This window comes from Bifidobacterium sp. ESL0775 (assembly GCF_029395475.1).
In the GTDB taxonomy this organism is placed as follows: Bacteria; Actinomycetota; Actinomycetes; order Actinomycetales; family Bifidobacteriaceae; genus Bifidobacterium.
On the sequence record NZ_CP113917.1, the window covers coordinates 1,151,906 to 1,175,546 of the forward strand.

The 23,641-nt window shown below is 59.2% G+C and carries 23 protein-coding genes and 2 tRNA genes; 22 read left to right on the forward strand and 3 right to left on the reverse strand.

Annotation, left to right across the window (positions count from 1 at the left end; genetic code table 11):
- Positions 1 to 292: 292 nt before the first annotated feature.
- The 4 genes from OZX73_RS04070 to OZX73_RS04085 all read left to right on the forward strand — a co-directional run bounded on the left by OZX73_RS04070 (position 293) and on the right by OZX73_RS04085 (position 3,342).
- Entirely contained in the window at positions 293 to 952 is a 660-nt protein-coding gene (locus OZX73_RS04070) for an HAD family phosphatase (protein WP_277147792.1), read from the forward strand.
- 207 nt (positions 953 to 1,159) lie between these two features.
- Complete coding sequence (locus tag OZX73_RS04075) at positions 1,160 to 1,537, forward strand: GntR family transcriptional regulator (protein WP_277147794.1); 378 nt, start codon at positions 1,160 to 1,162, stop codon at positions 1,535 to 1,537.
- A 204-nt stretch (positions 1,538 to 1,741) separates the two neighbouring features.
- Positions 1,742 to 2,635 (forward strand): ABC transporter ATP-binding protein, encoded by an 894-nt coding sequence (locus OZX73_RS04080; protein WP_277150923.1) that lies wholly within the window; start codon positions 1,742 to 1,744, stop codon positions 2,633 to 2,635.
- Positions 2,632 to 3,342, forward strand: coding sequence for an ABC-2 transporter permease (locus OZX73_RS04085; protein ID WP_277147796.1), 711 nt, complete (start codon positions 2,632 to 2,634; stop codon positions 3,340 to 3,342). The genes OZX73_RS04080 and OZX73_RS04085 overlap by 4 nt, the downstream gene beginning before the upstream one ends.
- 79 nt (positions 3,343 to 3,421) lie before the next feature.
- Here the strand turns inward: OZX73_RS04085 and thrC are convergent, their stop codons facing one another.
- Entirely contained in the window at positions 3,422 to 4,912 is a 1,491-nt protein-coding gene (gene thrC, locus OZX73_RS04090; protein ID WP_277147798.1) for a threonine synthase, read from the reverse strand.
- 216 nt (positions 4,913 to 5,128) lie between these two features.
- On the opposite strand from thrC, the gene OZX73_RS04095 reads away from it, so the two are divergent.
- From OZX73_RS04095 to OZX73_RS04145, 11 genes are all read left to right on the forward strand, one after another.
- Positions 5,129 to 6,445 carry a glutamate-5-semialdehyde dehydrogenase gene (locus OZX73_RS04095; RefSeq protein ID WP_277147801.1) on the forward strand — a complete coding sequence of 439 codons (1,317 nt, stop codon included), beginning with the start codon at positions 5,129 to 5,131 and terminating at the stop codon, positions 6,443 to 6,445.
- 213 nt (positions 6,446 to 6,658) lie between these two features.
- A complete protein-coding gene (locus OZX73_RS04100) occupies positions 6,659 to 7,240 on the forward strand; it encodes a phosphoribosylglycinamide synthetase (RefSeq protein ID WP_277150924.1) in 582 nt (193 codons plus the stop codon).
- Complete coding sequence (gene nadD, locus OZX73_RS04105; RefSeq protein ID WP_277147803.1) at positions 7,237 to 8,046, forward strand: nicotinate-nucleotide adenylyltransferase; 810 nt, start codon at positions 7,237 to 7,239, stop codon at positions 8,044 to 8,046. The genes OZX73_RS04100 and nadD overlap by 4 nt, the downstream gene beginning before the upstream one ends.
- A gap of 69 nt (positions 8,047 to 8,115) precedes the next feature.
- Positions 8,116 to 8,364 carry a hypothetical protein gene (locus OZX73_RS04110; RefSeq protein ID WP_277147806.1) on the forward strand — a complete coding sequence of 83 codons (249 nt, stop codon included), beginning with the start codon at positions 8,116 to 8,118 and terminating at the stop codon, positions 8,362 to 8,364.
- Between the two features lie 46 nt (positions 8,365 to 8,410).
- On the forward strand, positions 8,411 to 9,433 hold the full coding sequence (locus OZX73_RS04115) for a ribose-phosphate diphosphokinase (protein ID WP_277147808.1): 1,023 nt from the start codon (positions 8,411 to 8,413) through the stop codon (positions 9,431 to 9,433).
- Between the two features lie 133 nt (positions 9,434 to 9,566).
- Positions 9,567 to 9,637 (forward strand) — tRNA-Gln (locus tag OZX73_RS04120).
- A gap of 96 nt (positions 9,638 to 9,733) precedes the next feature.
- On the forward strand, positions 9,734 to 11,116 hold the full coding sequence (gene glmU, locus OZX73_RS04125) for a bifunctional UDP-N-acetylglucosamine diphosphorylase/glucosamine-1-phosphate N-acetyltransferase GlmU (RefSeq protein ID WP_277147810.1): 1,383 nt from the start codon (positions 9,734 to 9,736) through the stop codon (positions 11,114 to 11,116).
- Between the two features lie 3 nt (positions 11,117 to 11,119).
- The gene (gene rsfS / locus OZX73_RS04130) at positions 11,120 to 11,536 is read left to right on the forward strand and encodes a ribosome silencing factor (protein WP_277147812.1); all 417 of its coding nucleotides are present in this window, start codon (positions 11,120 to 11,122) and stop codon (positions 11,534 to 11,536) included.
- A 59-nt stretch (positions 11,537 to 11,595) separates the two neighbouring features.
- Positions 11,596 to 12,321, forward strand: coding sequence for a histidine phosphatase family protein (locus OZX73_RS04135; protein WP_277147814.1), 726 nt, complete (start codon positions 11,596 to 11,598; stop codon positions 12,319 to 12,321).
- 205 nt (positions 12,322 to 12,526) lie between these two features.
- Positions 12,527 to 12,787, forward strand: a complete 261-nt coding sequence (locus tag OZX73_RS04140; RefSeq protein WP_277147816.1) for a hypothetical protein — start codon at positions 12,527 to 12,529, stop codon at positions 12,785 to 12,787.
- A 318-nt stretch (positions 12,788 to 13,105) separates the two neighbouring features.
- Positions 13,106 to 14,389: an alpha-amylase family protein gene (locus OZX73_RS04145; protein ID WP_277147818.1), complete on the forward strand. Its 1,284-nt coding sequence runs from the start codon at positions 13,106 to 13,108 to the stop codon at positions 14,387 to 14,389.
- Between the two features lie 148 nt (positions 14,390 to 14,537).
- Here OZX73_RS04145 and OZX73_RS04150 read toward each other — a convergent pair whose 3' ends face one another.
- Complete coding sequence (locus tag OZX73_RS04150; protein ID WP_277147820.1) at positions 14,538 to 15,230, reverse strand: SOS response-associated peptidase family protein; 693 nt, start codon at positions 15,228 to 15,230, stop codon at positions 14,538 to 14,540.
- Positions 15,231 to 15,451: 221 nt separating this feature from the next.
- Positions 15,452 to 15,856 carry a pyridoxamine 5'-phosphate oxidase family protein gene (locus OZX73_RS04155; RefSeq protein WP_277147822.1) on the reverse strand — a complete coding sequence of 135 codons (405 nt, stop codon included), beginning with the start codon at positions 15,854 to 15,856 and terminating at the stop codon, positions 15,452 to 15,454.
- A gap of 432 nt (positions 15,857 to 16,288) precedes the next feature.
- Here OZX73_RS04155 and OZX73_RS04160 point away from each other — a divergent pair, with 432 nt between their 5' ends.
- From OZX73_RS04160 to OZX73_RS04190, 7 genes are all read left to right on the forward strand, one after another.
- Entirely contained in the window at positions 16,289 to 17,350 is a 1,062-nt protein-coding gene (locus OZX73_RS04160) for a DMT family transporter (protein WP_277147824.1), read from the forward strand.
- A 155-nt stretch (positions 17,351 to 17,505) separates the two neighbouring features.
- Positions 17,506 to 18,744, forward strand: coding sequence for a hypothetical protein (locus OZX73_RS04165; protein ID WP_277147827.1), 1,239 nt, complete (start codon positions 17,506 to 17,508; stop codon positions 18,742 to 18,744).
- 89 nt (positions 18,745 to 18,833) lie between these two features.
- Positions 18,834 to 18,906: transfer RNA gene (locus OZX73_RS04170), tRNA-Ala, on the forward strand.
- 127 nt (positions 18,907 to 19,033) lie between these two features.
- A complete protein-coding gene (locus OZX73_RS04175) occupies positions 19,034 to 20,212 on the forward strand; it encodes a YdcF family protein (RefSeq protein WP_277147829.1) in 1,179 nt (392 codons plus the stop codon).
- Positions 20,213 to 20,325: 113 nt separating this feature from the next.
- The gene (locus OZX73_RS04180; protein WP_277147831.1) at positions 20,326 to 21,165 is read left to right on the forward strand and encodes a histidine phosphatase family protein; all 840 of its coding nucleotides are present in this window, start codon (positions 20,326 to 20,328) and stop codon (positions 21,163 to 21,165) included.
- A 301-nt stretch (positions 21,166 to 21,466) separates the two neighbouring features.
- Positions 21,467 to 22,435, forward strand: coding sequence for a magnesium transporter CorA family protein (locus OZX73_RS04185; protein WP_277147833.1), 969 nt, complete (start codon positions 21,467 to 21,469; stop codon positions 22,433 to 22,435).
- 9 nt (positions 22,436 to 22,444) lie between these two features.
- Complete coding sequence (locus OZX73_RS04190; RefSeq protein ID WP_277147835.1) at positions 22,445 to 23,395, forward strand: transporter substrate-binding domain-containing protein; 951 nt, start codon at positions 22,445 to 22,447, stop codon at positions 23,393 to 23,395.
- Positions 23,396 to 23,641: the final 246 nt, after the last annotated feature.

Here is a 23,641-nt window from a genome sequence, read left to right on the forward strand (position 1 = left end):
GTTGGCCGTTGGGGGTTCCGATAAACTTTCACGGGACACTCAAGGCCGTTCGGCCAAGCCTACGCCCGAGAAAGTTTATCGGAGCCCCCAACTCCTAAGTTTGATGGTTGCGTTTCGAATATAAATTATTCGCTTCAGGCTGTATCTTTGCGCAAGTGAGTTAAGTCGGTTTCTTTTAGCATTAGCTGGTGGTCGGGGCATGCGATGTTCGGGCGTAAGACACGGCCGAGCGGCCAAGGAGCGTCCCGAACATTGTATGCCCCGACCACCAGCGACTAACGTCAGGAGGAGTATGAAGACGAACGAAGGCAAAGCAGCCATCTTTGATTTGGATGGGACGTTGCTTGATTCGATGGACGTATGGCATCAGGTCGACGTCGACTTCTTCCGTAGCCGCAATATCCCTTTGACGGACGATTATATGGGCATCGTCAACGCGATGCGTCCCGACGAAGTGGCCCGCTACACCATCGAGCGGTATGGTCTGCGTGACACTCCCGCCGAGCTGGCCAAGCTGTGGGATTCGATGGTGCTTGAGGCGTATGGCACCACCGTCGAGGCCAAACCGCATGCGGTGGAATATCTCGATTATCTCAAGTCGAGTGGCGCACGTCTGGCAGTGGCGACTTCGCTTTCGCCGCAGGTACGTGAGGTTGGCATGGAACATGTGGGCATTCGGAAGTTCTTCGATGTGGTGGTCAGTGTGGAGGATACCGACGCAAGAAGCAAGCACAGCTCGGAGGTATATCTCGTTGCAGCGTCACGGCTGGGAGTGGCGGCTAAGAATTGCACCGTGTTCGAGGATCTGCTGGTGGCGGTGAAAGCTGCGAAAACCGCTGGCATGCACGTATGGGCGATGGAAGACAACTATTCATTGGAGGATAGGCCGACTATCACAGAGATTGCGGATGGAGTCATTGATGACTTTGCCAATGCGCCGAAGGTTCTTTGAAATGGCATCGGATTATCGGATTGGTGAATCCAATATCGGCGATATCGGAGTAAACGCTTATATGCAAGTATTTCCAAAAGAAAACATACTGTTATATAACAGACTTGCACAGTGAATGAAACTGTTATATAGTTCTACTTAACAGTAGAACTGTTGAGGAAACTCAGGAATTCTGCTGGACACTGATCAGCAAAGAAAGGGGCATAGATGAAACTGATCATCTCATCCGTGTCCGGAGAACCGATTTACGAGCAAATCAAACGCCAGATTCGCGAGGCCGTGTTGAACGGCGAGCTCAAGAGCGGGGAAGCGCTGCCGAGCCTGCGCAAGCTGGCACGCGAGCTGCGCATCTCCGTGCTCACCGTCACTCGTGCCTATAACGAACTGGCTGATGAGGGCATCATCGTCAATGTGCAGGGCAAAGGTTCGTTCGTCGCGGAAAAGGGCGATGAGCGGATGAAGAAGGAGCTCACCGGCCAGGTACGCAACGCTTTGCGGCAGGTGGGAGTGGCTGCGAAAGCGGCCGACATCCCGCTCATTGACCTGATGGATATGCTCGAGACTGAGTACAAGAAAGCCAAGTGAGATTCGCTGGCAGGAATGAAATGTGTGGACGCACTGATACTGCAGGACGTTTGCCAATCATCTCTCATTCAATTGCCAATGAAGGTTTCTGAAACTGTATCGGTTCATCGGTGAACAGGAAAGGAAACGATGATGGCACAGTCATCACCTACAACAATCAGACGGGGCGACGAGAACGTCAGTGTCGGCGGTGACACCCAGCCCATGGCGTTGAGCGTCACTGACGTGGCGAAACGCTACGGTTCCGGTTTCGGCTTGGGTCCAGTGACGTTTGACCTGCCGATGGGCTACATCATGGGTCTCATCGGACCCAACGGCGCCGGCAAATCGACGCTCATCAAGCTCATCCTCAATATGATCCACTGCGATGACGGTTCGATCAGCGTGCTCGGCGTCGACAACATTACCGACGAGGTAAAGGTCAAGGAACAGCTCGGAGTTGTGTTCGATTCCAGCTACTTTTCGACGTACTGGACGGTCAAAATGGCCGAGGAATCCATGGCCGCGGCGTATCCGACATGGAATCACGCGTTGTTCGCGGACTATCTCGAGCAGTTCGGCATCGATACGAAAAAGAAGGTCAAGGATCTTTCCCATGGCATGCAGATGAAGCTCATGCTCGCTGCGGCCCTGAGCCATGACGCCAAATTGCTGATTTTGGACGAGCCGACCAGCGGTCTCGATGTATTGGCGCGCGATGACCTGATGGACATCCTGCAACGCTACATTGAGGACGGGCAGCACAGCGTGCTGTTCAGCACGCATATCACCAGTGATCTCGAGCATGCCGCCGACCTGATCACCTATATCACGCAGGGCAAGCTGTATTTCACCGGTTCCAAAGACGAGTTCGACGACGCCTTCAGGCTGGTCAAGGGAGGTCCGGACGAGCTTGATGCTGTCAGCTCCGTAGCCGTGGGCGTCCGCAGCTATCTCACAGGTTTCGACGCTTTGGTGCATGCGGAGCAAATCGCGGGTCTGGTGCAAGCCAATCCCGGTCTGCATGTCGAGCCGGTAAGCATCGATGACATCATCCGATTGACCAACGGCCGTGCCGCTGGTCCTCGGCGTCGCGGAGAAGGGAGCAGCGCGCGATGAAGAGCATGGATACCAAACAAATCAAACGATCGATGCGTCTCGATTACCTGCGCCTGGCGGCTTCCGGAGAAGGGTCGGTATGGATTCTGGCACTGGTTCCGTTGGCGTTTACTCTTATCGGTTTCATTGTCGATGATGAAGCCATAACCTTTGGAGCGGCTGGAGCAGTGACTGCTATTTGCGCCTTGTACGCCGCTTTCTCCTCCATGATGGTGTTCAGCAATGAGGAGACAACGGGCAATACCAGCATGAATGGCATTGTGCCCGTATCAAGGCTCAATCAGGTTTTTGCACGGTTTGCCCTGAGCTTTGTGGCTGATGCCATCACTGCCATTGAGGGCGTGCTCTGCCTGCTCATCTTGTTCCATCATGATGAGCCTTCTGTGTCGTTGTTCGCTGGATTGGGATTGGGCGTGTTCGGCGTTGCTCTATTCCTTGGCAGTGTGGTGATTCCGATTTTCTACAAGTTTGCGGTCACCAAGGCCATGGGCTGGAGTTTTGCGATACTGGGCTTGCTGTTCTTCGCGGTATTCCTCATTGGGAAAATCATGTCGGATGACATGCGCACTCGCATGCTGAAATGGATGATGACGGCGAAACTTGGTATTGTGCCCTGGGCCGCGATTATCGCCATTCTGGTCGCCATCGTGGTCTGCGTCTGCTCGTTCCTGCTTTCCGTTCGTGTCTACGAGCATAAGGAATTGTAAATCGTCGAACACCGAAGAAGGGGCTTACGATGACCGGATAAGTCATCTGCAAGCCCCTTCTCATTTCAATCCCAAAACCTCAGAGTTGTTGTGATGCGTTCCTGGCATAGCCGGGCATCTCGTCGATGGAGATGACATCGGTGAAACGTTCGGCGGCGTGCTCCAAGCCACGCAGGTTCTTGGGAGCAGTGGTGCCGGTGGCTTCAGAGAGCCGGTCCATGCAATCGAAGTCGGTGCCGGTGGTGTCGAGGCCAAGCGCCTTGCCGACCACGCGTGGGAACTTGTAGGGGCTGGCGGTGCTTAGCAGCACTCGGGGCGTCACGGTTTCGCGAGGCATCTGCGCCAGCGCATGGTAGCCGCAAGCGGTGTGCGGGTCGATGACGTAGTGGTTGGCGTTCCAGCAATCGGTGATGGCCTGGCTGACTTGGTCCTCATCAGCCCAGCCGCAGGAGAAGAGTCCGCGGATCCGTTTCAGAAGAGCTTCGGGAATTGTAAACGAGCCCTTGTCCTGCAAATCGTCCATCAGACCGCGAATAAGCTTGGTATCGCCGTCAGACATGTAATACAACATGCGTTCGAGATTCGAGGAAACGAGGATGTCCATGGACGGTGAGGTGGTCTCGTAGAAGGGGCGCTCGCGGTTGTAGGTGCCGGTGGTCAGGAAGTCGAAGAGCACGTTGTTGCGGTCGCTGGCCACGGTGAGCCCGCCGACCGGCAGCCCGAGCTTCTTGGCGTAGTAGCCGGCGAGGATGTCGCCGAAATTGCCGGTGGGAACGATGAACCCGACCTCGTCGCCGATCTTGATGACACCGCGTTCGACCAATTGCGTGTAAGCCGAGAAGTAATAGACGACCTGCGGCACGAGCCGTCCGACGTTGATGGAATTGGCGGAGGAGAGTGAGACGCTGTTGCCGGCTTCAAGTTTCGTGGCCAGATCCTTGTCGCCGAAGATGCGTTTGACGGCGGTTTGCGCGTCGTCGAAATTGCCCTTGACCGCGCAGACATTGACGTTCGAGCCGGTCTGGGTGGTCATCTGCAGGCGCTGGATCTCACTGACCTTGCCTTCGGGGTAGAATACGGTGATGCCGGTTCCGGGGGTGTCGGCGAACCCCGCGAGCGCCGCTTTGCCAGTGTCGCCGGAAGTGGCGGTGAGCACCATCACCTTTTCATTCGTTGAGGATTCGGCAGAGCTAGTACGTGCCATGAATTGCGGGAGGATCTGCAACGCCACGTCCTTGAAGGCGCTGGTCGGGCCGTTGAAGAGCTCGAGGATGTAATCGTCGCCCAACGGTTTCAGTGGGGTGATGGCGCTGTCGAGCCACTGGGAGCCATAAGCGGCGCTTACGCATTCGTCAAGTTCGGAAGCCGAAAAGTCTGGCAGCAGAGCGCCCAAGACCGTGCGTGCCATATCCTGATAGGATTTGCCGACCAAAGTGGCGACATCGACCTTTTGTTTGCCGAGGTCGTCGGTGACGAACAGCCCGCCATCGTCGGCAAGCCCCTGGCGGATGGCCTGACGGCTGGTCAATTGTTCGGAGGTGCCTCTGGTGCTGTGGAAAGTGGTATTCATCACAAATGCCTCGTTTGTCATGGCAGGTTACATAATTTCGCTGATACACCAGTCTAACGGAACGCAAGGCCCAACGCCGACGGTGTCCAAATCAATCAGATCGGATCCGTTTTGGACGAGGCAAGGCTTACAATCGTTGGCAACAGAACGGTGATTTCCGCTTGATAATCTCGGAAATATACCGGTTTTAAAAAAGATTTGAATGTAGGAGCACCCATGATCGCAAGCAACAGCCAGGATTCACCGGTTCTCGATCCCGATGTGTTCCGTCAGGTCTGCGCCATGGGTGATGCCGCGGCCAAGGCGCAAGGAGTGCTGGCGCTCGCCAACACCGAGCAGAAGAACACGTTGCTTGATGCCATCGCGGACGAGCTTGAATCAGGCGCTGCCGCCATCGCTGATGCCAACAGGCCTGACATGGATGCCGCCAGGCAGGCCGGTATGAGTGCCGGAAAGCTTGACCGTCTGCTTTTCGACGAGGCACGGGTAAGGGCCGCTGCAGACGGAGTCCGCCATGTCGCCACGCTTCCCGATCCGGTCGGTGAGATCGTGCGTGGCTCGACATTGCCGAATGGCTTGAGGCTCAACGAAGTACGTGTGCCGATCGGCGTGTTTGGCATGATCTATGAGGCCCGTCCCAATGTCACGGTAGATGTCGCCTCGCTGTGTCTCAAATCAGGCAATGCCGTCCTGTTGCGTGGTGGCCACGAGGCGCAGCATACCAACGAAGCGACGCTCGCCATCATCCAGAAAACGTTGCAGGAACAAGGTTTTGACGCCGCGTTGGTCGCTTCCGTCGACAGGTTCAGTCGTATGGGTGCCACGGCGATGATGGAGGCGCGAAGCCATATCGACGTGCTGGTGCCGCGTGGGGGAGCAGGACTCATCCAGGCCGTCGTGCGCAACTCCAAGGTGCCGGTCATCGAGACAGGTGCGGGCAACGTCCATATCTACGTCGACAGGGCGGCGGATTTCGCCAAGGCCATCCCGGTCATCCTGAACGCCAAAACGCAGCGGGTCGGGGTGTGCAACGCGGCGGAAAAGCTCATCGTCCACCGCGATGTGGCCAAGGACTTCCTGCCGCTTGCCGCCCGTGCGCTCGCGGAAGCCGGAGTGGAGCTCCATGCCGACGACGAGGCATACGGGATCATCGACCAAAGCGGTATTGAAAACCTCAATCTAGTGCACGCCACACGCGAGGATTGGGACACGGAATACCTTGCACTGAAAATGGGTGTCAAGGTCGTGAGCTCTTTGGACAAGGCGATCGAGCATATCAACGCCCATTCCACCGGACACACCGAATGCATCATCTCCGAGGACTACACCGCCATCGAACGCTTCACCAAACGTATCGATTCGGCGGTGGTCATGGCCAACGCCTCCTCAAGGTTCACGGATGGCGGTATGTTCGGATTTGGAGCTGAATTGGGCATCTCGACGCAGAAACTGCATGCCCGCGGACCGATGGGGCTCACGGAGATGACCACGACCAAATGGATTGGCTATGGCACCGGCCAGGTGCGGGCTTGACACGAGCGGAGGCATGATATGAACGACGCTGAACACAACGAGAGCGGCACCGCCGGCGGAGACGGCGAGAACAAAGGGCTGGAAGGCGGCATCTCAGCCAACCAGAATCCTCAAAACCATTCCATGAGCGTCATGACGGACGGCCAGAAGCCGCAAAATGACGGGGAAAACCAACAAGCCGAGGAACAGGTCGGCGTCAAGGCCGACTACAAGCTGGCCGAAGACCGTGGCATCGATGTGAACAACCCCCGCATCGGCCTCAAGATCGCCTCCGAGCGCCTCGCCATCGTCCGTTACGTCTTCCTGGTGCAGGTCGAGGACGGCATCGCCACCGCGGACCAGCGCGCCTCCCTCGAGTACGCGGACGCTGCGCTGATCGGTTGGCCTGAAATGGATGCAGACGACGTGGTCGACCTCGATGAGGACGGCAAGCAGACCGTGGCCGAGCGTCTCGCCGCGATGGAGCGCTACATCGCCGAGTTCAGCAGGCGGGAGGCGCAGGGCGATGTCGACGCGATGAACGATCTGCTCGTGCGCGCCACCGAGTGCGTCGCCTCGGTACGCAGGCTCTACCAGCCCGATTTCCCGATTCCCACATTCGCCGAGATCCGCCGCGTCGTGCAGGACGAATACGACGAGGACATGGGCAAGATCGATCCGGGCGAGCACGCCACCGTCGAGGCCATCGAGGAGCAGACCGAGCAAGCCGACGAGAAGCGTGAAGAGGCCGAGGCGGAAACGTCCCAGGATGGCGACAAAGCCAAGGCCAAGGGCAAAGGCGATGGCAAGGCATGAGTGACGGTTCTGTTCCCGTTTCCGTCGACGCGGCCGCGGGCGAAAAGATTCCGCCGACACGGCTGGGCAATGTCGTCAAAAGTCCATCATTGGACACCGCCAACGATCAGTCGCAGCCCCCGGAACAGACCCGCAAGATGTCCGGGCTGTCCTCCGTGCCTGACCCGAATTCCATAGAGGCTCCCGGTTCGCAACCAATCCACAAGCGCCTTCAAGGCGCGCGTCGCCGCATCGGCATCATGGGCGGCACCTTCGACCCCGTGCACAACGGCCATTTGGTTGCCGCCAGCGAAGTCGCCTGGGTCTACAACCTCGACGAGGTGATCTTCGTGCCGACGGGCCGTCCGGCCTTCAAGCTAGGCAAGCACGTCACTAACGCCGAGGACCGCTACCTGATGACCGTCATCGCCACGGCCTCGAATCCCAGATTCACCGTCTCACGCGTCGATATCGACCGGCCAGGCGTCACCTACACGATCGACACGTTGCGTGACATCCACGCGCTGAACCCCGACGCCGAGCTTTTCTTCATCACCGGCGCCGACGCCGTGGCCGAGATTCTCAAATGGAAAGAGGCGCGGAGCATGTTCGACCTCGCGCACTTCGTCGCCGTCACCCGGCCCGGCTACCAAAGCCCCGAGCACATGCGCACGCAAATCGAAGTCGACACCTTGGAAATCCCCGCGTTGGCCATCTCCTCAACCGACGTCCGCCACCGCGTCTCGTTGGGCGAACCGGTCTGGTACCTCGTTCCCGACGGCGTGGTGCAATACATTGCCAAGCACGGGCTATATACCCAGCCCTGATTTTTGTTCCGTCATGTTATTCTTGGTATCAGTGATGAATCTCACCGATAAACCAATGGAGGTAAGACAATGAAAAAGACGCGGCTCCGTATCGTTCAGGTATGCCTGTCGGTGATTATTCTTTTGCAGGCAGCATTGGTAACTAACGGGCAATGGTTGCTGAGCTACGGATATGTAGGCTCGGTGTTTATGGCGCTGAATATAACCTGTGCCTTTGTCGTGCTTCATGAGTTCTGGTCGGTTTTCAAGCATTCGGAGACCTCTGGCGATCGGGACGAATCCGATGTGAACGAACCGAGTGTGTCCCCGTCGCGTTGAGAAGCTAGTATGGCTGTGGTTCATACAGACGATAACGTTTGGAGATATGGTGAGCGCAATCCTAGAAGGAAAGCCCAGTAAGAATCTCATACTCGTCACCGGCAGGGCCCATCCCCAGCTGGCGGCGGACGTCGCCAACCAGCTTGGCATCGACATCCTCAAAACCACGGCATACGATTTCGCGAATGGCGAGATGTATGTGCGCTACACCGAATCGGTGCGTGGCGCGGACGTCTTTGTATTGCAAAGCCATGCCGGTGACGTCAACAAGGCCATCATGGAACAGCTCATCATGATTGACGCGTTGAAGCGCGCCTCGGCCCGTTCCATCACCGCCGTCTGCCCGCTTCTGGGCTATTCCCGCCAGGACAAGAAGCATCTCGGCCGCGAGCCCATTTCCTGCCGTCTCGTCTTTGATCTGCTGCGCACCGCAGGTGCCGACCGCGTGATGAGCGTGGATTTGCATGCCGCGCAGTCGCAGGGCTTCTTCGACGGACCGGTCGATCACCTGATCGCCATGCCGGTGCTGGTCGACTATATCCGCGACCGTTTCGAGGGCAATCTCGACAATGTCGCCGTGGTCTCCCCGGACGCCGGCCGTATCCGTGTGGCCGAACAATGGGCGCAGCGCCTGGGCGGAGGCCCGCTCGCCTTCGTCCACAAGACCCGCGACATCAACCGCCCGAACCATGCCACCTCCAACCGCGTGGTCGGCGACGTGGTCGGCAAGGATTGTGTCCTGGTCGACGACTTGATTGATACCGGCGGCACCATCGTCGGCGCCTGCGAAGTGCTGAAACAGGCCGGCGCCAAGTCCGTTACCGTCGTTGCCACGCACGGCGTGCTTTCCGATCCCGCCGTCGAGCGCCTCAAGAACAGCGGCGCCCGCGAGGTCGTGTTGACCGACACCGTGCCGATCGACGAATCCAAGCGTTGGGACGGGCTCACCGTCCTTTCCATCGCGCCGCTCTTGGCCAGCGCCATCAAGGCCGTCTTCGAGGATGGCTCGGTCGCCAAGCTCTTCGACACCTATCCAGAACATCACGGGCAGGGCTTCCTCTTCGCCTGATTCGATGTGAAAGGCCGGTGTCAAGTCGGCTGGCCACGTGGTCGTCACAGCCTGATGATTGCGTTCATGCGTGTCGGGTTGTCAGCGGTGGCCAGCATAATAGAAAATCGGTTCGGTCTTTGGATCGTCCCATTCCTCCATGGTGTAAAGGCAGCACACGGGTCTTTGGAACCCTTAGTCTTGGTTCGAATCCAGGTGGAGGAACTTCATTCAAGTCGGCTGACCATTCGGAGTTTCGGATGCCAGCCGATTTGCGTATTCGCAGTGCGTTTCGCCTTGAAGCGCGGAATTGGAGTAGATATGGCATTGAGTGCGGCAATCATACTGGCGGCCGGCGAGGGGACGCGCATGCGTTCATCCAAGCCGAAAGTGCTTCACGAGCTCGCGGGTAAGACCTTCCTTGAACGCGTGATGAGTTCCGTTTCCGCGCTTGACCCAGACACTTTGGCTGTGGTCGTGCACTATCAGGCCGAACGCGTGGCCAAGGCCGCGCAAAGCTACAACGACAAGGTCGAGATCGTCGAACAGGACGATATCCCCGGCACGGGACGCGCGGTCCAGTGCGCGATGCAGCAACTCGACGGGGACGGCAGCCTCACCGGTCCCGTCCTCATCGCCGCCAGCGACATGCCATTGCTTGACACCGCCACGCTCGACGCCTTGATCGATTTCCATAAGCAGAGCGGCAACGACGCCACCGTGCTCACCGCCAACCTCGATGACGCCACCGGCTATGGCCGCATCATCCGCGACAGCGACGGTAGCGTGCTGCGCATCGTCGAGCAGAAGGACGCCAACAGCAGCGAGCTGGCGGTCCATGAGATCAACACCTCCGTCTACGTCTTCGACGCGGCCGTGCTCGCGCGGGCCGTGCAGGGACTCGATTCGCAGAACGCGCAAGGCGAGTTCTACCTGACCGACGCTCTTGAAAGCGCTCGGAAGACGGGCAAGGTCGGCGCTTTCGCCGCGCCTGACGCCCTGAGTGTCGAAGGCGTCAACGACCGCGTGCAGCTGGCCAACCTTTCCCGCAAGCACAACCTGCGCATCTGTGAGCGTTGGATGCGTGCGGGCGTAACGATCCTCGACCCCGAGACCACTTGGATCGAGGACGACGTCGAGCTGGCGCAGGATGTCACCGTGCTGCCGGGCTCCTTTCTTCAGGGGCACAGCACCGTCGCCGAAAACGCCGTCATCGGACCTTACACCACGTTGATTGATGCTCATATCGAGGCTGGAGCCACAGTTGAGCGCAGCCGTGTGCAGGAATCGCATATCGGGCCTGATGCCAACATCGGGCCTTGGACCTATCTGCGTCCGGGCAACGTGCTGGAGGAAGGCACGAAGGCCGGCGCGTTCGTCGAGATGAAGAAGGCGCACATCGGCGCTGGCACCAAGGTGCCGCACCTGAGCTATATGGGCGACGCCGAGCTGGGGGAGCACACCAACATCGGTGGCGGCACCATTTCCGCCAATTACGACGGCGTGCACAAAAACCGCACGCACATCGGCTCCAACGTCCACGTAGGCGCGGGCAATCTTTTCGTCGCGCCCGTCGAGGTCGGCGACAACGTCACCACCGGGGCAGGTTCCGTCATCCGCCACGCGGTGCCGGACGATTCGATGATCTATTCTGAGAACACACAACACGTGGTAGAGGGCTGGAAGCCTGAATGGGAGCGTTAATATATGGCAGCATTGCAATCTACGATTGAGGCCCTGCGTCTGGCGGCGGTCGCGGCCGACCGGGTGAAGGCCACCGATATCGTCGCCTTCGACGTCACGGGGCCCATCGCCATCACCGACGCCATGCTCATCGCCACCGCCTCAAGCGAGCGGCAGGTCCTGGCCGTGGCCGAGGAGGTCGAAAAGGAGCTCTACACCAAGGGCGACAAGCTCGAGCCGCGCAGCCGTGAGGGCCTCGACGAGGCCCGCTGGGTGCTGCTCGACTACGGTGATTTCGTCATCCACATCATGCACGAGGAAGAACGCAGCTATTACGACCTCGAGCGCCTCTGGCAGGATTGCCCCGCCATCGACCTTGAGCTGCCGGATGCGCCCGCAGGCCTCTCCTCCGATACGGCTGCGGCTCAAACGCAAGACTGACCGCTTCACCTGTGGTTTTCAACACCGACCACATCACCTGTGGTTTTTAGGAGATAGTGATGGATTTCAGCACGTTATTCGATCCCAATGTCCATGTCCGTTCGCTGACGTTGGTGCGCCATGGACGCACCGCCTACAACGCCGCCGGCCGTGTCCAGGGCACCATCGACATCCCGCTTGACGCGGTCGGCAACTGGCAGGTCCATCAGACCGGGCGCGCCTTGAAAGAGCTTTATGTCGATGGCGAACACGACAAACAGCGCAAGCGCCTGATCGTGGCCTCGGACCTTGGCCGCGCCATGGCCACCGCCCATGCCTTCGCCGACCTCATCGGCGAGGAGGTCCATCCCGACGAACGTGTCCGCGAGCGCCATTACGGCGACTGGGAAGGCGAGGCGACACACGACATCATGAAGAAGTATCCCGAGGATTTCATCTCCTGGGTTCATGGCGAGGGCGGCGAGCTCAACCACCATGTCGAACCCGACAAGCATGTCGGCCAGCGTGCCACACAAGCCATCGCCGAATGGGCCGCAAAAGCCACGCAGGACACCGATCTTTACGTATTCTCCCACGGCGCATGCATCGCCGACACCGTTCGCACGCTGCTCAACGCCGATAACGACGCCGACGCGAACAGCGCGGTCTTCTCGATGCGAAACGCGCACTGGGCCAGGCTCATCCCCATCGCCGTCCCCGGCAAGCCGTTGCGTTGGGCGCTTTCGGATTACAACCATGGGCCGGCCCTCGCCGATACCCCGGAATGGGAGAACCCGAAGCTCTAAGGCCGCGAATTCAGCGGCTTGTCGCCCTTCTTCTGACAAGCGCGGAACACAACGCCAGTCATATCCTTTAAGGATGTTTAGTCTTGCATAATGATTTATAGGCTAAAATAATAATTATATGACGGCGCACTGTCGTCGTATTCCGGTCATGAATCGAACAGATGGTTGATGACGGCCGGCAACTGACGAATTAAAGGGGAATACCATGGGACTTTTCGATGACGCCAAGAGCGCAGCCGAAAAAGCGGGGAAGAAGATCGGTGACGTCGCTCAGGACGCCAAGAACAAGGCGACCGATGTGGTCGACGACACCATGAAGAAGGCCGACGACGCCAAGGACAAGCTGGGCGACAAGGTCGACGAGGCCAAGGCGAAGGGCAATGCCAACGCGGCTCAGGCCAGGGAACAGGCCACCGAGGTGAAGAACAACATCAAGGAGCACGTCCGCGCCAAGGACGAGGACTGATCGTTGAGCTTTGGCTCTATGCGAAACGTCTGGGCGTGTAGCGCCGGATGATTCCATGTGGACCGTCGATTTGCGTTGAGCATTTCGGCGGTCCATGCGTTTGGGCTTTTCCTCGATCCTCATTGTATCCAGAGGTGAAACGAGGTTCACGGACGAAGGTGGATGGTGGGCATCGAAAAACCGTCCCTTATGTCGTCGGGAATGTCTTTGAACATGCTCTGATAGGACGGCAAAACCGCATAACGCGTGGCTGGTAGGCTTGGATGGGGCACCGGACATGGTGTTAGAGGACACGAACTTGGAGGGGATATGAACTCGATGGCTCAACGGATCTGGTGGCAGGTCTATCCCTTGGGCTTCTGCGGGGCATCGGTGCGCCCGCAATCCGATGGCGAGCGCCGCATGGTCCCGCGGCTCGACAGGCTCGTCAATTGGCTTGACTACATGAAGGGGATGGGCTGCGACGGCCTGCTGCTCGCCCCCATTTTCGATTCCGACACGCACGGATACGACACCATCGATTTCTACCATATCGACCCGAGGCTCGGCGATGACGCCGCCTTCGACCGCCTGGTGTCGGCCTGCCACGAACGCGGCATCGCCGTCATGCTCGACGGGGTCTTCAACCATGTCGGCCGCGATTTCCCGGAGTTCCAGCGCGAGTTGGGGCGCGCCCAGGGCCAGTTGCGCGATGGCGAAACCATCAGCCACAGTGATGAGGACATGTTCAGCTTTTCCGAGGCCGGGGACGGCACGCTCGATTACAAGAAATTCGAGGGCCATGCCATCCTCCCGGCGTTCAATCACGAATCGCCGCGTGTTGCCAATCTGGTGGTCGATGTGATGGTCCATTGGATGCAGCGCGGCGTCGACGCCTGGCGGCTTGACGCGGCCACCACCGTTCCGGCTGGATTCTGGGCGAAAGTGTTGCCGTGCGTCCGCGCCCAGGTGCCAGGCGCCTGGTTCATGGGCGAGGCCATCCAGGGTGATTATCCGCAGATTGTCAAGGACTCCACCATGGACACCGTCACCCAGTACGAGCTGTGGAAGGCGATCTGGAGCAGCCTCAAGGACGGCAATTTCTACGAGCTGGATTGGTGTCTGAAGCGGCACGACGGCTTCCTTGAAACCTTCGTCCCGCAGACGTTCATCGGCAACCACGACGTCACACGCGTCGCCAGCACGATCGACGGGGGAAAGCTCGCCTTGGCCGCGACGATCCTCTTCACCGTGGGCGGCACGCCTTCGGTCTATTACGGCGATGAACGGGCCCAAAAGGGAATCAAAACCGAAGGCGTCGGCGGCGATGACGCCATCCGCCCCGAATATCCCGAGACTCCGGCCGGGCTTTCGCCAAGAGGGGAATGGATGTACCGACTCACCGGCGAGCTCACAGCGATCCGCAGGGCGCGCCCTTGGCTCACCGATGCCACCACGGCCCCCACGCTGCTCGACAACCGCCATTACGCCTACGATGTCAGCGCCCGTGACGGCGGCGCGAAACTGCATGTGGATTTGAATCTTGACGAGACCCCCCATGCGGACATCTTCGATGGGGCTGGCGGCGAGCTTCTGTTGCATGTGGAGCACGGCGCCGCGTAGCAGGGTCGCGTGATGCGGCCTGATGAGATGGCGATGGCGCGGAGTCATCCATCTCAAGTCTTATTGTAATACGATTCCGGATTCGTCCGGATTGAATGGCCTCGAACGTTCCGGAACCCGTCGTTTGAAATGCGATATGGATGGGGCCTTAAAACAGGCTTGCGGGTTTCTCCTTGTTCAGAGGTTCGATGATATGCGGGCCGTCACCGGATAAGGGTGCCACCTCGTGGAATTCGAGGCGCTGCGCCAGTTTATTGGCGGATTGGTGGACCGCGTCAAGGATGGAGACGCCGTCCTGGTGCGGGTCGAGCCAGCGGTCGCGCAGGTTGGCTGAGATCAGCAACGGCATGCGCTTGTGTATCTTCTCCGTTCCGCCGGTGGCCGCGCAGGTCATGATCGCCGCGGTCAGCTTCCACGGCGAGGACGGTGTCTGCCGCCACCAGGAATACAGGCCGGCCATCGCGAGGACGTGGTCGTCGGGCGCATGGAAATAGAACGGACGGCGTTGGTGCGGCTCGAAATAACCCGAAGCGGGAATGATGGCGCGCATGTGGTCCAGCGAATCGCAATACGCCGGACGCCATTTCGCCGATTCGATGCGGGAGTTGTAGGTCGGGTAATCCAGGTTGTCGGTGGCGCTCACGCGGGGGATAAGCGACCAACTCGCCCCCCGCAGGTGCCTGGTGCCGTCCCGGCCTTGGGCGATCAGGCCGATGTTCTGTTTGGGCTTGACCAGAAAGGTCCGGCTGGGAAGCGTGTCATTCGATATTTGGTCGTCGCCGACGCCAAAATCCTGGCCGATCGCGTCCCAATCAAGGTCGAGCGAGAATTTGCTGCACATCCTAAGGTTCCCCCATGCACACCCTTTGCGCGATATTGGCTTGCAGATGCCAACCAGGGAAACCCAGCTACAGTTCAACTACCGCAATTGTGTCAAACCAAACACTTTTATATAATTATTTATACACCATGGTGTCTAACAAATTGAGGGCCCCATGATCTGGGGCCCTCAATTTCTAATCCATTTCCTTTAAGGAAATATGCTTATTACCGCCTGTGCGCTCAGTCCTTGCTGATGGTGGTGCCGGCCTTGGGGCCAGCGGAGAGATCCTGGATTTCGGTGATCTCGAGCACCGGGATGGTGGCGGGCTTCTTCGTGCCGTTCTTCTCGGCGACCTTGACCTGCTCGTCGTAGATGGCGTCGTCGGAGTGCAGGGTCACGTTGCCGCGGAAACGGTAGCCCTTCTTCTGCTCGAGGTTGGCGAAGCAGATCACCAGCGGGCTGCCGTCCTCGAGGTTCTTATAGTGCTGGCCGGCGGTGCGCTCGTGATAGGCGAGGTGGTTGTCGTCGAGCACGAACATCGACATCTTCGGGCCGAGGCCGAGTTGACCTTCCTTGCTGACGGTGGCGATCCAGGCGAGGTTGTTGTTGATGAATTCCTTCATTTCCGGGGTAAGAGTAGCCATGATGCTGTCCTTTCGTTCGAACTGCTTTCCATACGCCTCCATCTTACGTCGTTACGGCCGTGTTCGCCGGGAAAAACGTGTGACGTTAGTCACCGCGCAAAAGGGAATAAATGGGAAAGGTGATTTGGCGCCGATGGTTTTCTATAGCTCTTGGTTGATCATTGCGGCAATGGTCGAATCAGCGGATGCGGTTTCCATGATTGCGAATCTCCCATGTTGTGACCAATGCGTGAAATGTTGCTCGACACCGGGAATATGGCCAGGTTTTAGGCGTGTCTCCATCATCCAATGGCCTAATTTAGATATCAGTGCATGCGTGTGATGGCCAGCGATGGCTGTTGGACACGGTGCGAGGCAAGGCGGCGTATCGGGTATGTGAGATGCCGCACAAGAGAGACACTGGCCGTCAAAAGCCGCAAGGAGAAGGCCCACATGCCTGTTGGAAGTGACACGAAGACGTCAGAGACGTTTGGCAAAAACTCCGCCGCTTCCGCCGCCGATGGAGGCGTTTTCCCGGACACCACCCGTCGCGCTGGCTTCCAAGGCCTGCGCAGCCGCCTTTCCCGTAATTTCCCGCCGAATCTGGCCCGGCTCCTGCTCTTGGGTTGCGCCGCGCTCTGGGGCGGCAGCTACCTGGTCTCCAAGATCGCCATGACGGCCATCCCGCCGCAATGGATGATGGGCATGCGCACCGGCGGCGCGTGCGTGGTGATGCTGATCCTGTTCCACAGAAGCATCATCCCGGCGCTCAACAAGTCGATGCTCCTGCCGGCGCTCATCGTCGGAGCCACCTACTGGGGCACGATGGCGTTGCAGACCAAGGGCCTGCTGACCATCGACCCGGGCCGCAGCGCCTTCCTCACCGCCGTCTATTGCGTCCTGACGCCGTTCACCTCGTGGTTCGTCAGCAAGAACCGGCCGCACAACATCAACATCATCGCCGGAGTGATCTGCCTGGTCGGCGTGGGCTTCGTAGCGTTGAAACCAGGCGGCCTGTCGCTTTCGCTCTCGTTCGGTGACATCCTCACCATCGCCTGCGCGGTCGTCTTCTCCTTCAACCTCACCTATCTCGGTGTCTATTCCAAGAAATACAACGCCATCGCCGTCACCTTCATGCAATTCGCCGTGGCCTCCGTCCTCTTCTTCATCGGCGCGCTCCTGACCGAGCCGGTGCCGAACGCCGCGTGGCTGCAGCCGAAGATCATCGTCAGCTTCCTCTATCTCTTCCTCGGCGCCACCACGCTGGCCCAGCTCATGCAGAACATCGGCCTGGCGCACGTCTCCGCCGCGTCGGCCTCCGTGGTGATGTGCACGGAAAGCCTGTTCTCGGAGTTCTTCTCCATCATTTTCTGGGGCACGAAGCTGCGGTTCACCACCCTGGTCGGCTTCGCGCTTATCTTCCTCGCCGTGCTGATGTCCATCCTGCACCGTTCCGTGATCGTCAATCTCTTCCGTCGCGTGGAGGATTGGATACACGACCATCGCAAGCATTGAAGTGGGATTATCGGTCCTGCTTTTTATTGTCGAATCGGAAATATCAAGAATGTAATGCAAGTTCAGTAGGCTCTGAGCCGAAATCTGTAAGCGTTCGGCAAGGTTTCGTCTACTTCTCAGCATTCTTCAACCAGCGTCCGTTACTCTTAGGTACCATGAAGAATTTTTTCAAGGGGATTTCGGTCTCGCAGATCATAGCCGGTGCGCTAGCTGCGGTCACTTCGTTCCTGTTGTCGGCGAAAATCGGCATCGCAGGCTCGGTCATCGGCGTGGCGGTCGGCTCCATCGTCTCCGCGGTGGCCTCGCAGATCTATCAGAACGTGCTCAAGGAATCAGGCAAGAAGCTGCAGGAAGGCACGCCCAACGGCGAACCGGAAGACGAGATCGCCGCTGGAGCCGGTCCGGACGACAGGACGCGGGTCATCGGCTCAGACGTTGGGCACCACGGCCGGTTGAACAACGCCCCCGCGGTCTCATCGCTCGTCCACGGCACCTCCACGCTGCGTTTGGACGGTACCTCCACGAGTCTTGCCGCATTGGCCAAGAATGGTGGAAACAAGCCTGGGAATGATAAGCCCGACGCGACCAAAGCCATGCCGGCCGTCGCCGGCGAGGGCAAGAACGACAAGGACAGCGCGAACCGCAAGGACGGCAAGGGCGCGTACCAAGGCGCCACGCAGGTCATGAGCCCGGCCGCTTCGGGCAAGACCGCGGTGATGCCTCCAGTGGGCGGCAAGCCGCGTGCCACCGCGGTCGTCGGGTCCAACAAACTCAAAGGAGGACCCGGGCAGGACGACGGGCATATCCACACCTTCGATTCCTCGCGCCAGAAGCGCTACAAGCGCATCGCCATCGTCGTGGCCGTGGTCAGCGCCTTGGTGGCCGTCGGCATCACTGCGGGCATCATCTCGCTGGTCACCAAGGGCCAGGGCACCGATGACGTGGTGCGCAACATCGTCACCAATTCGAGCACCAAAAACCCGAAGCGCCGTAGCGACGATTCCGGCGACACCTCGGACAAGGACAAGCAGGGCACCAACGGCACCAACCAGCAGAATGGCTCCACGACCCAGAACAACTCCGGCACCACCGGCGATTCGGGGACGTCGAACGGAACGGGCTCCACGTCGGGCGGCACGGGTTCCAGCTCAGGTACGTCGGGCAATGGCGGCTCGGGCACGACCAGTGGCGGCACCAGCGGCGATTCGAACGGTTCGGGAAGCGGCTCCACCGACACGTCCCACAACGGCACTGGCGGCACGGAATCCGGTTCCGGCGGCGATTCGAGCGGGACGGGAACAGGCGCAGGCGCCGGCGAAAGCGGCTCGACCTCGGGCGGCCAGACCGGCGGCTCATCGACCGGCACCAATTCCAGCGGCTCCACGGGGAACTGACGGCCAGCGACACGCCGGTTTGGCCATCGGCCCGGTTTGTTGTAAAGTATCTAAGGCTTCGTTAAGGAGCCGATAACTGAAACAAGACCGGGGCTATGGCGCAGCTGGTAGCGCATCTCCATGGCATGGAGGGGGTCGGGAGTTCGAATCTCCCTAGCTCCACAGATGTGGCCGAAAACCTTCAAGCAAGGTTTTCGGCCTTTTTCATACTCAATTTTCATGTAAATGCCATCCACGAGATATCGCTCGACCAGAGTTGCGTCGCAGCTTCCACGAACAAAGGAACCGTATGACCGACTGGTGGCAGATCGCGCTGCTCTATGGGCCGAGCGTGCTGTTCGGCCCGCTTTTGGTCGTTTCGGTGGTCCAGGAGCCTCGGCGTTTCCGCAACGCGATATGGCTCGCCTTGTTCGTGTTGAGCCTCTCCAGCGGGCTGTTGCTTGATTTCTGGCGGGATTGGGCGTTCATCCCCATCGTGCTGGTGGCGCTGTTCGCGCCGATCGCCGTCGTGGTTTTCCTGCTGGTCAACACCGTCATCGTCGTGCGCCACGAGGGCTTCTCGCTTTCCACCATCCTGCCGGCGCTGTTCGCGCTCCTGGTGATGTTCTGCGTGGCCGTCTACCCGCTGACATTCTATTTCGACGCGCCGCGATGGGGCAAAGGCGTCGGACTCCTGATCGCGCTGGAAGGCCTCTGGTTCTTCTTCACCTTCGCCGCGCTGCTGCTTTATTCTACCATCTACCGCATTCTCCCGCGGCGCAGGAGATACGATTACATCGTCGTTCTCGGAGCCGGTTTGCAAGGCACCAAGCCCACCCCGCTGCTGCGCGGAAGACTCGACAAGGCGGTCGACCTGTGGCGCCGGCAGGACGGCAAAGGCGTGTTCATCGTCTCCGGTGGCCAAGGCGCCGACGAGGAAATCAGCGAAGCTGAGGCCATGAAACGTTACCTGGTCGAGGAACGGGGAGTGCCTGCCAGGTGCATCATCGAGGAAGGCCGATCCACGACCACCTTCGAGAACCTCCGCAATTGCAAGGTGATCATGGACGGGCGCAGTGGCGTGGCGGAATCGTTCGAGTCTCAGGCGACGTCTTTGGGCTTCAAGCAGGCCGTAACCTCCGGTTCCAGTGATGGTGGTTTGACAATCGGCGATACTGTGGAGCCATCTTCTTCGTCTTCCGCAACCGAGACCCGCAGACCTGGACGTGTCAGACGGATGAGGAACCGCATGTCGTGCCCTTATCGGGTCGCCGTGGTCACCAGCGACTACCACGTCTTCCGCGCCAGCGAATACGCGCGTGACCTGGGCCTTAAGTCCGACGGCGTCGGCAGCCATACCAAAGGCTATTACTGGCCGGCCGCCTTCATCCGCGAGTTCATCGCCATCAGCAAGGCGCATTTCTGGCCGTACGTGGTCATCCTTGCACTGTGGGCCATCGGCATGCTGATCATGGTTGTCGGCAAATAAGCGTGTTTCCTGTACGGCGTTCCTTTCATCGGTGGGGTGCGGCACAATGAAAGCGGTGTGGCTCGCACATCGTGCGCGTCGGGTTAGGAAAACCGAGCTGGAATGGAGTGGAAATGATCGACGAAGTCATCTTGGTACGGCATGGACGCACGGCCTTCAATGTCGTCCATCGTCTGCAGGGGCAGATCGACGTCCCGCTGGACATCATCGGCCAATGGCAGGTCGACGAGACTGGCCTGGAGCTGGCGAAGCGCTATTACTGGGCCAAGGTGGGCAATATCGCGCGCCACCCCGATCTGCTCGCGCAGCCCGGTCCTGAAGCCGTCAGGCGGAGCGATATCAAGGAATACCAAAGCGTGCCGTCGGGCAAGCGCAAGATGGAGGTGGTCTCCAGCGACCTCTTCCGGGCCGTGCAGACCGCACACGCCTTCGCGGACCTCCTCGGACTGACGGTGACGCTGGACAAGCGCCTGCGCGAGCGCAGCTTCGGGCAATGGGAGGGCATGACCCGCCCGGAGATCAAGGAGCTTGACGCCGAGGCCTTCCGCTCTTGGCGCGCGCATGAGGGCGGCGAGAGCAAGTATGGGGTCGAGACCCGCACCGAGGTCGGCAGGCGTGGCGCCAAAGCCGTCGTCGAGTTGCTTGATGAGCACGCCGATGACGAGATTCCGACCACGCTGATGCTGGTCAGCCACGGCTCTTATATCGCCGCGACCGTCGAGACGCTGCTGAACATGGATCCCGAGGTCGACGAGCTTGGCAACATCCCCAACGCGTTCTGGTCCACGTTGAAGCCGCAGCATAAGGCCGATGGCGGCTATGCCTGGACGCTGGCGGAGTTCAATTGCGGGCCGGCCATCGCCTACGAGCAGGATTGGTCGAACGGCCCCCAGGAGTTGCGCTATCCCGGAATGGAATTGATGAAGCCGTTCCCCGTCACCGAAACAGTGTGAGGGCGAGGGTGATATCTCGTTTCCGGCATAGGTGAAGTGGTAGGCGCGCTCCATGCCGGCGCATCCATGCGCTGGATTTTGCGTCGGCCTTGACGGTGCGTGCTACGCCCGCGGCGAGGTGTCGGCTAAAAGTTCCGGCGGGGGATTATCCTTGAAATTTGGGTTAACGGCAGGAATCCGGAAGATGTTCGTGTCTCTTTGGAATGGAGGCAGACGTTCCGGTGGCCAGGACGAACGGCGTGTGAGCCGTCGTCTCCTGCGGGAACCGTACAGCGAATGACGCGAAAGGCGGGTGGCAGACATGTTGAGGATGTTCAATACGATCAACGGGCAGGTCGAACAGATCAACAAGCTGGAGAACGGCTCGTGGATCTGTCTGTCGAACCCCACCGACGTCGAGCTCGCCACCGTTTCCTCGCAGACCGGCGTCGATTTGGCCGATTTGCGCGCGCCTCTGGATGACGAGGAACGTTCGCGCGTCGATTCCGAAGACGATTACACCATGATCATCGTCGACATCCCCACCGTCGAGCAGCGTGATGGTCGCGACCATTACGAGACCATCCCCCTGGCCATCATCGTCGCCTCGCACGTCATCATCACCGTGTGCATGCAGGACACGCCGGTGCTCCACCCCTTCATGGAGGGCACCATCCGTGGGTTCAACACCTACATGAAAACCCGTTTTGTATTACAGATTCTTTATCGGAATGCCACGATGTACCTGCGCTACCTGCGTATCATCGACCGCAGCTCCGATAATCTCGAGCTGAAGCTCCAGCACTCGATGCAGAATCGCGAGATCCTGCAGCTGCTTGAGCTCTCGAAGACCTTGGTCTATTTCACCACCAGCCTCAAGTCCAACGAGATCGTGATGGAGAAGCTGAGGGTTACCGAAAAGCTCAACTCGCTGACCCACATCAAGCAGTACCCCGAGGACGAGGACCTGCTCGACGACGTCATCACCGAGAACAAGCAGGCCATCGAGATGGCGAACATCTACAGCGGCGTCCTCGCGAACATGACCGACGCCTCCGCCTCGATCGTCTCCAACAACCTCAACAACGTGATGAGGATCTTCACCATCATCTCCATCGTGCTCTCCATCCCCACTCTGATCTTCTCCATGTACGGCATGAACTTCCAGGACGGCATGTTCGGCATGCCGTTCACCGATTCGCGTTGGGGCTTCATCATCGTCATCGCCATCTCCATGGTCATCACCGGGATCGTGGCCTGGTGGCTCACCCGTTCCAAGCTTTTCAAATAGGACGCTTGCATGGGTTTGTCGAGATTGAAAAGTGTTGCGGTGTCGCTGTTGGCCAAAGGAAGCGTACGCAGGCGTTTCAGGGCGTTGCTCGCGTCGCTGTGCGGCGCTGGTCTGCTGTGCGTGGCTTCGGCTTGCGGCCCGACCCAGACCCCGCCTTCGGCCAATGTCCCCGAAGGGCCGACCATAGCGATCGCCGTGCCGAACGACGAACCAGGGCTCAGCCTCGACCATGAGGGCAAATACTCAGGTTTCGACGTCGAAGTGGCCCATTATGTGGCGCAGAAACTTGGCTACGCGCAAAAACAGATCGTCTTCAAGCCGGTGACCGTCTCGTCGGCGGTGGCGACGCTGGAGCAGTCCAAGGCCGATATGTTCGTCTCCGCCCTGCCCGCCGCCACCGCCTCGAGCGCCGGCCGGCAGTTCGGCACGTCGAAGCCCTATCTCACCAATCCGTTGGGATTGATGGTACCGACACGCCTGCAACGTGAGTTCACCGATATCTCGTCATTGCAGGACCGAAGCATCTGCACGGTCAAGGGAACGGTCGATGGGAGCGAACTGACTTCCGCGGTTCCTTTCATCAAGATTCAGGAGCGTGAAACCTACCCGCAATGCCTCACCGCGCTGCTTTCCGGCGAGGCGAACGCGGTGGCGGCCGATGTGGCGATTCTTCACGGACTTGCCTCCAGCGTCGTCGAGCGAGATGTCACCGTCCTAGGGGATGGGGATTCGGCATCGTCGGCGTCGTCCGCTTCGCTGGCCAACGCGGTCGCGCGGATCTCCCAGGTCCCTCACGCCATCATGATTCGTCCGTCGGATGGGGAACTGACCAAAAAGATCGACGCCATCCTGTCCGGCATGGCCAAGGATGGCACATGGTGCAAGGCCGCCGATACCATGCGCAAGGACATCGGCTACAGCCCGGAGGAATCGCTTAACGCTGCGATGATGCGCCGTTGACGCGCGGTGCCGCGCTTCGGACTGTACACGCATGAAAATCGGCCGTTAAGAACCCTTATCCTGATTTTGCCGCATCTTCGTTGATGGGCAGGGAACTTGTTTTTCCTCACTTTTCCGTGATTTTGCCTGCTACTCATCAATATACAGACGAAATCATCTTTGCGTAGATTTGACTTTCACAAGCGTTCATGACCATTTTGCGGAAATGTGGCGGCCTGTGTCCAGTTGAGCCACGATAATCCTATT